The organism is Nostoc sp. (assembly GCF_036917455.1).
Classification (GTDB): Bacteria; Cyanobacteriota; Cyanobacteriia; order Cyanobacteriales; family Nostocaceae; genus Nostoc.
The window spans coordinates 1-14,028 of the sequence record NZ_JBALDK010000022.1; the positions used below are offsets into that span (position 1 = coordinate 1).

General features: G+C 42.2%; 10 protein-coding genes and 1 pseudogene. 7 read left to right on the forward strand and 4 right to left on the reverse strand.

The genetic code is table 11. The features are described from left to right. Positions 1 to 179 precede the first annotated feature (179 nt). Both V7K42_RS02345 and V7K42_RS02350 read right to left on the reverse strand, forming a co-directional pair. Positions 180 to 503 carry a hypothetical protein gene (locus tag V7K42_RS02345; RefSeq protein ID WP_334913178.1) on the reverse strand — a complete coding sequence of 108 codons (324 nt, stop codon included), beginning with the start codon at positions 501 to 503 and terminating at the stop codon, positions 180 to 182. Positions 504 to 1,749: 1,246 nt separating this feature from the next. Continuing rightward, positions 1,750 to 2,571 carry a hypothetical protein gene (locus tag V7K42_RS02350; protein ID WP_334913233.1) on the reverse strand — a complete coding sequence of 274 codons (822 nt, stop codon included), beginning with the start codon at positions 2,569 to 2,571 and terminating at the stop codon, positions 1,750 to 1,752. A 105-nt stretch (positions 2,572 to 2,676) separates the two neighbouring features. On the opposite strand from V7K42_RS02350, the gene V7K42_RS02355 reads away from it, so the two are divergent. From V7K42_RS02355 to recG, 7 genes and pseudogenes are all read left to right on the forward strand, one after another. Beyond that, positions 2,677 to 3,474 (forward strand): HAD family hydrolase, encoded by a 798-nt coding sequence (locus tag V7K42_RS02355; RefSeq protein WP_334913180.1) that lies wholly within the window; start codon positions 2,677 to 2,679, stop codon positions 3,472 to 3,474. Between the two features lie 156 nt (positions 3,475 to 3,630). Further along, positions 3,631 to 4,350, forward strand: a pseudogene (locus V7K42_RS02360) (Uma2 family endonuclease). Positions 4,351 to 5,155: 805 nt separating this feature from the next. Next, the gene (locus tag V7K42_RS02365; RefSeq protein WP_334913182.1) at positions 5,156 to 5,326 is read left to right on the forward strand and encodes a hypothetical protein; all 171 of its coding nucleotides are present in this window, start codon (positions 5,156 to 5,158) and stop codon (positions 5,324 to 5,326) included. Positions 5,327 to 5,562: 236 nt separating this feature from the next. Next, entirely contained in the window at positions 5,563 to 6,357 is a 795-nt protein-coding gene (gene rpsB, locus V7K42_RS02370; RefSeq protein ID WP_012411819.1) for a 30S ribosomal protein S2, read from the forward strand. 206 nt (positions 6,358 to 6,563) lie between these two features. Further along, positions 6,564 to 7,508: a translation elongation factor Ts gene (tsf, locus tag V7K42_RS02375; RefSeq protein ID WP_334913184.1), complete on the forward strand. Its 945-nt coding sequence runs from the start codon at positions 6,564 to 6,566 to the stop codon at positions 7,506 to 7,508. Between the two features lie 314 nt (positions 7,509 to 7,822). Further along, positions 7,823 to 8,656 (forward strand): hypothetical protein, encoded by an 834-nt coding sequence (locus V7K42_RS02380; protein WP_334913186.1) that lies wholly within the window; start codon positions 7,823 to 7,825, stop codon positions 8,654 to 8,656. A 196-nt stretch (positions 8,657 to 8,852) separates the two neighbouring features. Continuing rightward, on the forward strand, positions 8,853 to 11,339 hold the full coding sequence (gene recG, locus V7K42_RS02385) for an ATP-dependent DNA helicase RecG (protein ID WP_334913188.1): 2,487 nt from the start codon (positions 8,853 to 8,855) through the stop codon (positions 11,337 to 11,339). 287 nt (positions 11,340 to 11,626) lie between these two features. Here the strand turns inward: recG and V7K42_RS02390 are convergent, their stop codons facing one another. Continuing rightward, the gene (locus tag V7K42_RS02390; protein WP_334913190.1) at positions 11,627 to 13,123 is read right to left on the reverse strand and encodes an aldehyde dehydrogenase family protein; all 1,497 of its coding nucleotides are present in this window, start codon (positions 13,121 to 13,123) and stop codon (positions 11,627 to 11,629) included. A gap of 113 nt (positions 13,124 to 13,236) precedes the next feature. Beyond that, on the reverse strand, positions 13,237 to 13,959 hold the full coding sequence (locus V7K42_RS02395) for a cyclase family protein (protein ID WP_334913192.1): 723 nt from the start codon (positions 13,957 to 13,959) through the stop codon (positions 13,237 to 13,239). Positions 13,960 to 14,028: the final 69 nt, after the last annotated feature.

Consider the following 14,028-nt stretch of genomic DNA (forward strand, 5'->3'; position numbering starts at 1 on the left):
CTACTGATTAGAGAATTAGGTGTTATAAAGTATTAAAACATATAAGTATTTCAGCGATCGCTCTTTGGAGAAAAACTTTTTGGTTTACTGATAATGTCTTCTCTTTATCTGAAATTAAAAACTGCTCTTGCCGAAAGTAGACAAGAGCAGTTTTTAATAACAAAGCCCAAAATAAGAATTTAGGCATCTTCAAGTTCAAATTGAGCCACCGTAACAGCGTTAAAAGCAAAAGCTAAAACCAATGGCATCGGCGACTGAAACCAAAAGGTACAAAGAACAGCTAAAATTGTTCCAATTACTGCGGACATCGACCACAATCTTTCTTCAAAGGTTAATCCCTTCTCAGCTTTAATCACTCTGAGAACATTCACTGGGATTGGTTCTGGCATTACCCCACCTGGCGGAAAAGCCCAGAAGTTGTTACGTCGCTCTACAAATAAATCTGTCCAGCCATTTTCTTGGCACCATGCCTCAATCCATTGAAGTGAGTAATGATTCATCATCGCGTTTCGGAGTTCGGTTTGTAGAAGTTGTGTACTCTGTGAAGATAAACTCTTGGAGATTCCTAAATAACTAACTAATCGCTATAAAATTAATCGCTAATTATCCAGCTTTTAAGCTTTGTTAAGTAGTTGAAACGCATTAAATTACGCTCAAACCTTACTTTCACTAGTTAAAACATTAGCAGTTCATGGAGTCTGTTTAATTTAAAAGACAATAAACTTTACTTGAAAGGTTAAAAGTCAAGAAATGTAAATAAGCTAGTGAGTATTACTGCTTAATAAACCTCTTTATATCTTAAAATTCCAATCTAAAAATGAATAATTGTGAACAAACCAACAAGGATAGGCATAACCCGTCTTAGACCTTGCTCTCTCCAATTAAACTATTCCTTTCGAGTTAGTAATTTCAAGTTTTACCTTCATAAAGAGAGATAATTTTTGCTTTTTTTTATATGATTACTATTTGATTTTTGCTAAAACCTCGGTACATCTTAATATCCTGGAATCCTCTTGCCTACTGCCTTTTGCTTAATAAGCCAATTAATTTCAGGAATCAAACCGGATTCCTATATATTCTGTTAAAGCTTGTGTAATGTCAAAAATAATTGCTAATTAATCAAATTATTGATATTTAGGACTAAGGCATATTTTCAAAATTTTTATATCCTGAGACATAGGCGATCGCTATATTGTCACGATCAACAGAAGAGGTTTAAGTAACGAGCAGTGGGAGAGATTATACCATTTCTGTTTGAAAGTTACGCAAAACTACACGCGGTAGGGACAATTCACTAGTTGCCCCTACCGCGTGTAGTTTTGGCTATTGTTTGCATGAGTCCTGTCTGGTTCTGGAAAGGTTAAATATTTACTTTTAAACCGTACAGGCGCAGAGAACACAAAGCAAAAAAGAGATTTTTGGAGTTATAGCACAAGCCTTGGTGGTTAGGACATCAACAGATGATGAAACTTAGACACAAAAAGATTTTTCACCCAGTCCCTAGTCCCCAGCCCCCAGTCCCTTGCTATACCTTGAAAAGGCTACTGCAAATTGACATAAGTACCTAAATATGTATTTAGATTTTCAGGCATTTAAGTTTGATTTTTTCACTATTAGCTAGCGATGCTTGCGCCGGGCTACGCTAGCTTGAAACAATCAATTTAATAATGCATACGAAAGTCATTTTGTACAGTTCGTCAGTTTTTAATCTATTACATTTAATTACGTCTACCTACTTAAAGCCATAATTTATTGTCTAGCCGAGCCTGAATTTTTCATTCCAGATTGGTTTGGCAAAGTTGGGGAATTTGGTTGGCGACTAGTACGAAAAGTCACATTCACGCCTTCATTCGATTGCTCCAGAACCAGGAGAGGCGTGGGTTTAGCCTTTTGATCCCAATGCATAGTAGCAATCCGACCCTGAAGTGTTGGTTGCCAACTATCTTCATCTTCTATGGGACTTAGATAAGTTTCTATACAGTCAATAATTTGACTAATAGTCGCAGAAGTTGCTTGCGTCGGTAACTTCATTAACCTGACTTGAATGCGAAACAGCACTCGTTTAGCAGAGTTTCCTGGACTCCCAGTTTCATACTCTACATCAAAAGTTTCATCTACTTGCCGTCCAGAGCTATTAGCAATTCCGACAGATCCAAGTTGTGCTTGATTTGGACGCAGAGCTTGAGTAACTTTATCTTTAATCTGAATCTTCACCTGATTAAGGATTGCAAAATGAAACACCTCCTCTGACATCCGCATTCGCAGATAATCTAGGTTAAAGTCCCGTGAGTTGACCAAATCGGGATTAGTTTCCATTTTGCGAATCGTTTCCAGCGCCAGCTTAAACTTTTTTTCTAATTCTCGCGCCCGGAATTGTTCAAACTTAAGTTTTTTCTCCAGCTTATCCTTCTGGAGCTTACTATAGACAATTAAAGCAATCACCGCGAAAGCCAGTCCTCCAGAAGTTACCAACAATAACGGTGGTATTTGAGGATTACTTGCTGGCACTTCCTGGGTTGCTTTTTTAGGCTTTGTCCCAGAGGATTGGGCAAGAAACATTGAAGTGGACATGATTGCAAACTGAAAAACTTGACTCCTGATGTCTAGGATGCCCAAATCTTTCATGCCATCTTGCTGTATGATTAATATTTTTAACAGCTTTTTACAAAACCCCCTATGTCCAGACATTTGAGCATCCCTGCCCTGTCTGAAGTTTCATCTACAAGCTTTCGCAATATTCGTCTGATAGCCACAGATATGGATGGCACGCTAACTAGACGAGGAAAATTTACTTCCGCACTGCTGCAAGCTTTGGAGGATTTAGCGACTGCTGACATTAAGGTGCTGATTGTCACAGGACGTTCTGGTGGGTGGGTGAGTGGATTGAGTGCGATTATGCCAGTAGCAGGTGCTATGGCAGAAAATGGCGGTTTGTACTTTCCACCTAGAGATCAGAAACCAGTAGTTTTAACACCCATTCCCGATTTAGTTAAACATCGCCAGCACTTGGCTACAACTTTTGAGAATTTACAAACTAAATTTCCCCAAATCCAAGAATCTGCTGATAATCGTTTTCGCGTCACCGACTGGACTTTTGATGTAGCTGGTTTGAGTCAAGATGAACTACAAACACTAGATAGTCTTTGTCAACAAATGGGTTGGGGATTTACCTATAGCAATGTACAGTGCCACATTAAACCCCAAGGACAAGACAAAGCTGTGGGATTGTTGCAAGTATTGCGCGAATATTTGCCCCAGTACTCACCAGAACAAATTGTTACTGTAGGCGATAGTCCCAATGATGAAAGTTTATTCGATCGGCGTTATTTTCCTGTTTCTGTAGGCGTGGCAAATGTTCTGGAATATATGAATCAGTTGAAATATCACCCTGTTTATATTACTAATGCTGCCGAAGGCGAAGGATTTTGTGAGTTATCTAGTTATATTTTGAAAAGCTTGCACATCCCAACTTAGGGAGAGCAAAACTTGCTCTACAATAATCTTGTAGCACTGATTTTACAACCATGACCGAAACAAAAAGGATACAGAGCAACTAAATTTATTTATGAGGATTCTTAATTTTGAATTTTGAATTTTGAATTTTGAATTTTGAATTCGGAGCGAAGCGACGTGACGGCTACTTTACCTGTTGGTATCGAATCAGAAATCTTCTATCCCAGTGCTGATGGTCAACCAGTGGCAGAAACCTACGACCACCTTTATGCCTTACTAACTACTCTGGAAGTCCTAAAACAGTATTTGGTAGTTCGTCAAGCAACAGTATTAGGAAATCAATTTCTTTATTATGCACAAGGCTTTCCCAAGTTGCGGGTAGCCCCAGATGTAATGGTGATTTTTGATGTTGCACCCGGGGGTCGGGACAACTATAAAATTTGGGAAGAGGGTCAAGTACCCACAGTTATTTTTGAAATGACATCCTTTGGTACTAAAGGACAAGACGAAATCTTCAAAAAGACCCTCTATGAGCAGCTAGGTGTCAAAGAATACTGGCTATTTGACCCTAAAGGCTAGTGGGTAGAACAATAGTTACGTGGCTATCGTCTGCGGGGAGAAATCTACGAACCTATAGAAGATGGACGCAGTGAACCGCTACAACTGCGTTTGGTGATTGAGGGAAGGCTAATTGGGTTTTATCGAGAAGATACTGGGGAAAAATTACTCATCCCTAATGAACTGGCAAAGGCTTTGGGGCAGGAAGTTTTAGCAAGGCAGCAGGCAGAAGAACTGGTAGAACAAGAACGCCGACGAGCAGAACAAGCAGAATTGCAGATAAAACAGTTAAAGGCAAGGTTGCGATCGCTCAATCTAGACCCCGATACTATTGATTAACATATCCTCTTCTGTCACTTTCCGGGAGGGCGATCGCTAGAAGGCTCATGAGGCAATCAATACAAGCTATACTATTAGAAAAAATAGGTCTTGTATTTGTTATTAGAAAAGAATTGCGCCTAGGCGTAGCCCGTCGTAGACATCGCTTGCTATAGAAAAGCTCTAGATTTTAGAAAAGGCAAATGTTTTGGAGAGTGACAGAAGAGGAATATATAAAACCGATATATGTGTAGTTTTCTGCAAGACGGTTTGAAAAACTTCATCGTAAATAAAAGGGTTTAAGACCCCTACCTCTACAGGTAGCCCCAGTTTCAGTCGGGGTTTAAATCCCCGCCTGAAATTGTCTTGAATTTTGAATTTGAATTTTGAATTGTTAACCTGTCTGGGTTTACAATTTGCTATATCTGAGTTTTTCAGCCATCATTTACAACGGAAAATCAAGCCTTTCAAGAGCATCTTGCAGGTTTTTGATTATATTTTGGCTAAATGCCAAGTAGACAATTTGTTACCTGTGTCTTTGCCACATTTATTACCTCAGACAGAATACAATAGATGAATCTCTAGCGCGTTTCAATCTAGTAAGTCTCAACAATACTGCTTTGATTGAGAAACTGTTTTATACAGTCATTTCTAGGTAACACTAGATCAAAGGATAAATAAACGCCAGCCCTTTAAGCACGCAGAGACGCTAAGAGACTAACAGATACTTCGAGAATAGGTTAGCGTTTTATTTCCAATTTCCACTATAAAATCCAAGACCAATGTAGAGTCAAAAATTTACCTGTGAATACAGAGGTATAAAATTATGCAAGAAATTGAAAGATTCTTCAGCAACTTTTTCAGTGGCATACTCAACCGCTTTAAGTATTCTGCGATGGACGCTGCCGATCGCAAAATGAGAGAAACTATCGACGATCAGGTAGAACAACGGCGGCAAAAACCTAAGCCGAAGGATCGAGAAGACCGCGATTCGTAATTTGTAGCTCTCTACGAGACGCTGCGCGAAGGCGGACTTTAACGTAATTTTTGAGTTAAATAATAGCGCTTCCTATTGTTGAGTGGGCAGCGCTTATTTTATCGCCCCACCAAACTCTTGCCAATGTGCTAACCTAGTATGGTTAACTAATCTCGCACATCTGAGAATTCGGGTGTTTCCCAGTTGGGAAATGCACTTGGATGGAGGTTTAACCCGAATAGGAGTTAAGAATTTATATGCCAGTAGTTTCATTGGCTCAAATGATGGAGTCAGGGGTTCACTTTGGGCATCAGACCCGGCGTTGGAACCCAAAAATGTCTCCTTACATTTATACTTCCCGCAATGGTGTGCATATTATCGACTTGGTGCAAACTGCCCAGTTGATGGATAATGCTTACAACTATATGCGATCGCACGCAGAGCAAGGGAAGAAGTTTCTTTTTGTCGGCACTAAGCGCCAAGCAGCTGGAATTATTGCTCAAGAAGCCAGCCGTTGTGGTTCCCACTACATTAACCAACGCTGGTTGGGTGGAATGTTGACCAACTGGGCAACCATCAAAACACGGGTAGATCGTTTGAAAGATTTAGAACGCCGTGAAGAAACCGGCGCACTAGATTTATTACCCAAAAAAGAAGCATCAATGCTACGTCGGGAAATGACGAAGCTTCAGAAATACTTGGGCGGCATTAAAACAATGCGGAAAGTACCCGATATCGTGGTCATTGTAGACCAACGGCGGGAATATAACGCAGTTCAAGAATGCCAAAAGCTGAATATTCCTATTGTGTCCATGTTGGATACAAACTGTGACCCCGATGTAGTAGATATCCCCATCCCAGCAAACGACGATGCCATCCGGTCAATTAAGCTGATAGTCGGAAAATTGGCGGATGCCATTTATGAAGGTCGTCACGGTCAGCTAGATGCTGAAGATGATTACGAAGATTACGACGGTAGTGAGTATGACGATGACTACGAAGAAACCGAATATACTGATGCCGTAATTCCCGATGAGGAAACAGAGGAATAAGTAAAGCAGGGGTGGAGGAAGTATCCAAAGGAGGGCGGTTGTTTGCAGAGTAGCAGTAATCCGCCCTAACCTGGGGTATTAAGGTATAGACAAAAACTCATACCTGATAATTTCATTATTTTTTCTGCCCCAGCCCTGAGTAAGATAGAAATACTCAACACCCGTGAGCGATTACAACTCGAGGTCAAGTTAGGAATTGAGGCAACATGGCGGAAATATCTGCAAAACTCGTCCAAGAGCTACGCCAAAAAACTGGTGCCGGCATGATGGACTGCAAAAAGGCGCTGATAGAGACTGAAGGTAACGTAGAAGAAGCCGCAGACTGGCTACGCAAAAAGGGCATTTCTAAGGCAGGGGCAAAAAACGATCGCATTGCGGCAGAAGGTCTAGTAGACACTTACATTCAGCCTGGTGGCCGTGTCGGTGTACTTATAGAAGTCAACTGCCAAACCGACTTTGTTGCTCGTAACGACGCTTTTAAAGCTTTAGTTAAAAACCTAGCAAAGCAAGCAGCGACTGCTGATAGTGTTGAGTCTTTGTTGGCTCAACAGTACGCTGAAAGTCCAGGCGGGACTGTAGAAGAATTCATCAAGCAAACTATTGCTACGCTCGGTGAAAATATCCGAGTGCGTCGCTTTATCAATTTTGCACTAGCAGAAGGCACGCAAGGTGTAGTAGACAGCTACATTCACACTGGCGGTCGAGTTGGTGTATTAGTAGAACTGGGTTCTCAAAGTGAGTCAGTGGCTACTAATTCAGAGTTTCAAAGCTTGGCACGGAACACTGCTATGCAAGTTGCGGCTTGTCCAAATGTCGAGTATGTGAGCGTAGACCAAATCCCTGCCGAAATTGCCCAAAAAGAAAAAGACATTGAAATGGGCAAAGATGATTTGGCAAACAAGCCAGATAACATCAAAGAAAAGATTGTTCAGGGACGGATTGAAAAACGCCTGAAAGAATTGACTTTGCTAGATCAGCCTTACATCCGCGATCAGAGTATTTCTGTGGAAGACCTCTTGAAGCAAGCGAAGACGCAATTAGGCACAGAGATTCAAGTTAATCGCTTTGTCCGCTATATATTGGGCGAAGGCATTGAGAAGCAAGAGATTAGCTTTGCTGATGAAGTCGCTGCACAAATTAGCAGTATGTAATAGTGGTCATTGGTAATTAGTCATTAGTCATTAGTTTTGACCAAGGACAAAGGACTCTTTAACAAACAGGTCAAGCAAATAGCCTGACCTGTATTTTTTTAGTAGAGACGCGAAATATCGCATTTATAGCAACAGCCTTGGTGGTTAGGATATCAATAGATGATGAAACTTAGACACAAGAAGACTTTTCACCCAGTCCCCAGTCCCCAGTCCCTTGCTATGATTTAAAATCTAAAATCCTTTGGGAAGTTATTATAAAATAAATTTGTACATTTGTACTATGTAATAGTTCACATGGACAAGAACGAAAAGATATGGCAAGAGCAATCGAGCGAATTGAACAGGATATTGAAGCACTCAAAGAAGCGATTCGGGCGATCGCAATAGAACTACAAACCGCTTATGCTAGTTATCTAAACACTTTGGGGCTAGCTGTACGAAAACAATTGATTCTGGCGAGTTACCATCTTTGTACACAGGGGTATCCTGAAAACTTTCTGCATCTGTCATTAAATCAGCGCCAGCAATTGCAACAAGCCATCCGCAAGTCGGGTCAGGTGGCAGCAGAGCAATTGCTCGTTTGTATTAAAAGTGACGAAGCTAAGTTAGATAATGAAGAGGTGGAAGAAGAGGATAAGGAAGTAGTATCTTCTGAACTTCTAGACACCTCAAATTCTCAGCCTTTGACTGCTGACACTTCTAATCCTATAGAAGTAGCAAAATGGCAACATAACTTAGAAGAGACCACGCAAGAGATACTGAAAAAACTTTCTCATGATGCTAATCTTTTATTACAAAAAGCTGGGATATTACCCAAAAAATTACCAGAACCGATTTTAGCGGCTGCGGCTGCGGCTGCATCAGAAGCATCTGCCGAGGTTATGCCAGGGCCACCGAACTTATTAAACTTAGTCATTGAAATTGAAAATGAGCAGCAGTCAGAAGATTCTGGACTGACGCAAATCATGGCTATTAACCTGCGGCTAGGAGAAATTGAATTTGCTGATGTGGCACTCTCCTCTGAACGTAGGCAAATTCGCAGTATTTTAGTTAAGCTAAACAAACTAGGAAGAGAGTATCAAAAGAAACATCGGGAAAGAGCGATCGCTGAAGCTGAAGCTGCATGGCGTGCTAGTTGGTTTGAATAAAAAATCGGATTGCTATCGGAATCATATTTGATTTTTGAAAAAACTCAGTACAACTGAAAAGCTGCTTCTTCCCTACTCCCCACTCCCAGCCTAGGCAAATCATTTCATAAATAAAATAGGAATCCTCTATATGAGTTATAAGTTATGAATAATTTATTCCTAACTCCCAACTGCTGACTTCTAACTCTATTGACCAATGACTAATGAAAAACCAGATTGGATACGATTGCACAAAGCCTTGGCAATAGAAGCCGAACGGGGCTTTACAGACTTGGTGGGCAAACAATATCGCTTCAGTGAATTTCTAAGCCTAACTTTGGGCAAATTTCCAACAGGCTTACCCCAAACTGAACGCCGCCGTTGGCAAGGACTAGCGGTGCAATTTGCTAGTTATCCACATCTGGCACTTGAAGAAAGACAACATTTAGTAGCAGAGACTCGTAGATATCTCTCTCAACTACAGCAAGATGAAGAGGGAGAGCAGGGGATCAGAGGAGCAGGAGAGCAGGGGAGAACTTATCAAGCTAAAGTCCAAAATCCGAAATCTCCAATTGTTGCTGAGGTGAGTCGGAGGCTTGCACCGAAAATTGACCAAAAACTCAGCGATTTACCAGAAATAGGCTTCAAAAAAGCTGGTAATTTGGCACGACTTGGTTTACACACTGTCCGCGACTTGCTTTTTTACTATCCTCGTGACCACATTGATTATGCGCGTCAGGTGAATATCCGCGAGTTACAGGCAGGTGAGACGGTGACAATAGTGGCAACTGTGAAGCGTTGCAACTGCTTTAATAGCCCTAAAAATCAGAAATTATCAATTTTAGAACTGGTTGTCAAAGATAATAGCGGTCAAATTAAAATTGGTCGTTTTTACGCAGGGACGCGCTTTAGTAGTCGCGCTTGGCAAGAAAGTTTAAAACGCCGTTATCCAGTGGGTAGTATTTTAGCTGCGTGTGGGTTGGTGAAAGAAAGTAAATACGGCTTGACACTTGATAATCCAGAACTAGAGGTTTTGGCAAATCCAGGAGATTCGATTGAGTCGCTGAATATTGGGCGAGTAGTGCCAATTTATGGATTGACTGAAGGAGTAGTGGCGAATACAGTCCGACAGGCGGTAATTGCTGCTTTGCCTGCTGCGGCTAACCTAAAAGACCCTTTACCCAATGGTTTGCGACAGAAGTATGGTTTGATGGAATTGAAAGATGCGATCGCTAACATCCACTTTCCAAATGATAGTGCCGCTCTACAAGTTGCCCGTCATCGCCTAGTCTTTGATGAATTTTTCTACCTCCAACTTGGGTTACTGCAACGTCAACAGCAAGCAAGAGCGATTCAAACTAGTGCCATCCTCATCCCACGCGGTCAACTTGTAGAGAAGTTCCACGAAATACTACCTTTTCAACTCACTGGCGCACAGAAACGAGTTCTTAACGATATCCTCAACGATTTGCAAAAACCTGTACCAATGAATCGTTTGGTGCAAGGTGATGTTGGTTCAGGTAAAACGGTCGTCGCCGTGCTAGCTATCCTCGCAGCAATTCAATCTGGCTACCAAGCGGCGTTAATGGCTCCTACAGAAGTTTTGGCAGAACAACATTATCGCAAGTTAGTTAGTTGGTTTAACCTCTTGCATTTACCAGTGGAATTACTGACAGGCTCCACCAAAACTGCCAAACGAAGACAAATACATTCTCAGTTAGGAACTGGTGAATTACCTCTATTAGTGGGAACCCATGCCTTAATTCAAGACTCTGTAAGCTTCAAGCAACTGGGGTTAGTGGTGATCGATGAACAACATCGTTTCGGGGTAGAACAACGGGCGCGTTTGCAGCAAAAAGGCGAGCAACCCCATGTGTTAACTATGACAGCTACTCCGATTCCCCGAACCTTGGCACTGACGATACATGGGGATTTAGATGTGAGCCAAATTGATGAATTACCGCCAGGACGACAAAAGATTCAGACAACAGTATTGTCAGGTCAGCAACGCAACCATGCTTACGACCTCATCCGCCGAGAAATTGCCCAAGGTAGACAAGTTTATGTAGTTTTGCCCTTGGTGGAAGAATCAGAAAAACTGGATTTGCGATCGGCTGTTGAGGAGCATCAAAAGTTACAAGAAAGTATTTTTCCTGACTTTCAAGTGGGTCTGTTGCACGGTCGCATGAGTTCAGCCGATAAGGATGAAGCGATTACAAAATTCCGTGATAACCAAACGCAAATTTTGGTTTCTACTACAGTTGTTGAGGTAGGTGTGGACGTACCTAATGCTACGGTAATGCTACTTGAAAATGCGGAGCGATTTGGCTTATCACAACTGCACCAACTCCGGGGGCGTGTCGGTCGTGGTGCGGCTCAGTCTTACTGTCTGTTGATGAGCAGTTCCAGAAGTCCTGATGCTCAACAACGCTTGAAGGTGTTGGAACAATCTCAGGATGGCTTTTTTATCTCTGAGATGGATATGCGTTTTCGTGGCCCAGGGCAAGTACTGGGAACTCGTCAATCAGGAGTGCCAGATTTTACCTTAGCGAGTTTAGTTGAGGATGAAGAAGTTTTACTTTTAGCGCGGCAAGCAGCAGAGAAAATTATAGAGATGGATGTTACTTTAGAGCGTTGGTATTTGATGAAAGAAGAATTGAAGTATCGATATGAGCGCTTAATGGGTGGGGCGATTTTGACATAATATATTCTTGTCTTAATGATGAACAGCTACTAGATATAGATTGCACTTCAGTTTTTGATAGCTGGGGCGATCGCTGTTAATTCTCATCGCCATTGGGAGAAGTCAAGCTATGCGTAATTTTAGAAACTGGATGAAGGATAATTTATAAGCTGTCGCGCCTACAAGTTGCCTCATAACCTTTTAGGTAAAACCTGTAAACCCTCCCCTCTGCCCCCCCGCTCCTCTGCCCCTCTGCTGTCTCAATGTGCAAATTAAAAACACAACAGCTTAGTTGCTGGATTGCAAAATTAACTGCGGTTATCAATTTGAGCGCGTTGCAAACTTCCAGAAAAGTCAACATAAACGCTTTTCCATTCTGTGAAAACATCCAAAGCAGTAGTTCCAGCTTCGCGGTGTCCATTACCGGTTTGTTTCACGCCACCAAAGGGCAAATGTACTTCTGCACCAATAGTAGGGCCGTTAATATAGGTGATACCTGCTTCGATGTCGCGCATGGCAGTAAAAGCCCGATTGATATCGCGGGTATAAACTGAAGAAGAAAGTCCGTAATTGCTATCGTTGAGAATTGCGATCGCTTCCTCAAAGGAACTAACCTCAATTAATGCCACCACTGGCCCAAATATCTCTTCACGAGCAACTCGCATATCAGGAGTTACATCATCCAAAATAGTTGGTTGAAAGAAGTAGCCATTTTTCAATTCGCCTTCACTAGCAATTTCTCCACCAATTAAAACCTTTGCTCCTTCCTCACGGGCGATATCCAAATACTTGCTCACCTGTTGGAGTTGCTTTTGATTGACAATCGGGCCAATATCTGTATTAGTGTCAGTGCCAGCACCCAAGCGTAACTTACTAGTACGCTCATAAAGCATGGTGGTAAATTTTTCTTTAATATCACGATGCAAAATCAGGCGACTAGTGGCCGTACACCGTTGACCGGTTGTTCCAAATGCTCCCCACACTGCACCATCTAAGGCAAGTTCCAAATCGGCATCTTCCATTACCACTTGGGCATTTTTACCACCCATTTCTAGACAGACACGTTTGTGAGTGCGTCCGCAAGTAGCGCCAACAAAAGCACCAGTTTCTGAAGAACCGGTAAACGATACCAAATCTACATTGGGATGCTCAACTAAAGCTTTCCCTGCCTCTTCTCCCACACCATGCACCAAGTTAATTACTCCTGGTGGTAAACCTGCTTGTTGGAAAATTTCAATCAATTTAGTTGCACAGGCGGAGGTATCTTCGGCAGGTTTGAGGATGACTGTATTGCCACACACCAAAGCTGGCATAGCTTTCCAGCAAGGAATTGCCACAGGGAAATTCCAGGGAGTAATTAAGGCACAAACTCCGATAGGCATTCGCACAGTCATGGCGAATTTATTAGACATTTCCGATGGTGTGGTTTGCCCGAATAGTCGCCGTCCTTCGCCAGCAGTGTAAAAGGCACAGTCAATACCTTCTTGCACATCTCCCCTAGCTTCTGTTAGGGGTTTACCCATTTCTCGACTGATTAACTGGGCAAGTTCTTCTTTATGCTGGAGTAATATTTCCCCGACGCGAAAGATGTATTCTGCCCTCGCTGGGGCCGGGACTGTGCGCCAACTACGGTAGGCTTTACGGGCGGCGGCTACTGCTGTATCTACATCATTAACTTGCGATCGGGGAAATGTGGCAACAACTTCGGTTTTGTTTGCAGGATTGCGACTTTCTAAAGTTGCTTCCCCTACAGCACTCAACCATTGACCATCGATGTAATTGCGGCAAGATAGCGGAGTTGTCATCTTGAAAATCTCCGGCTGATTATCCACTGGAACTTGTGTACTAAGTTTGCTTGCTTTCTAGGTTATCCTCAAGTTTAAAAAATTGGTGTGAGATAGAAATATCGATATAAAAATTAAGGCACTAACGCCAAGACACCCACAGGAGAACCAGAACCACCACGCAACCGAAGAATCCCGATCGCTAGAGTAGTACCTTTAGGTGGTAACTGATCCAAATTGGTGAGATTTTCTAAAACAATACGGGGTTTTTCCAATACCAAACGATTAGTAGCAAAAGTGTTATCCTGTCCGGGCTCTACACCATGAGTATCAATTCCTACCCCAGCGATTTGCCGTTCCTTCAGTAAAAATTGAGTTGCGTCGCTACCAAAACCTGGAAAATGTGCAATACCTTGAGCATCATGATTTAGAAATGCACTTTTATCAAACCACTTTTTTTGCCAGCCAGTATTCAGTATAACTACGCAGCCTTGAGGAATTTCACCGTATTCTTCTTCCCAAGCCACAACATCAGCAACAGTCAGGGCATAATCAGAATTCACGGCTGTGGCTTGGCGAATATCTATGACTACCGCAGGTACAACTAGAGATTGGGCGGGGTATTGGTCAATTCCCATACTATAGCTATGAAAGCTATTAGGAGCGTTGATATGGGTAGCACTATGTTCCCCCAAGGCGAAACCTCGGAGATAATAGCCATCATTATTGAGTTCAGCCACAGTTTCAAATTCTACTGTCGGATCTCCCGGCCACTGGGGAATATCTATGTCAATTACATGACTTAGATGGATAACGCGTGTGTAGGTGATACTATTTTGACCTTGGGGTTGTATCATCCCAGCCTTTTACTTTACTTGTGTATTCAGGGATTTTTTAAATGTACTATCGCCTGGGTTGGGCTATGC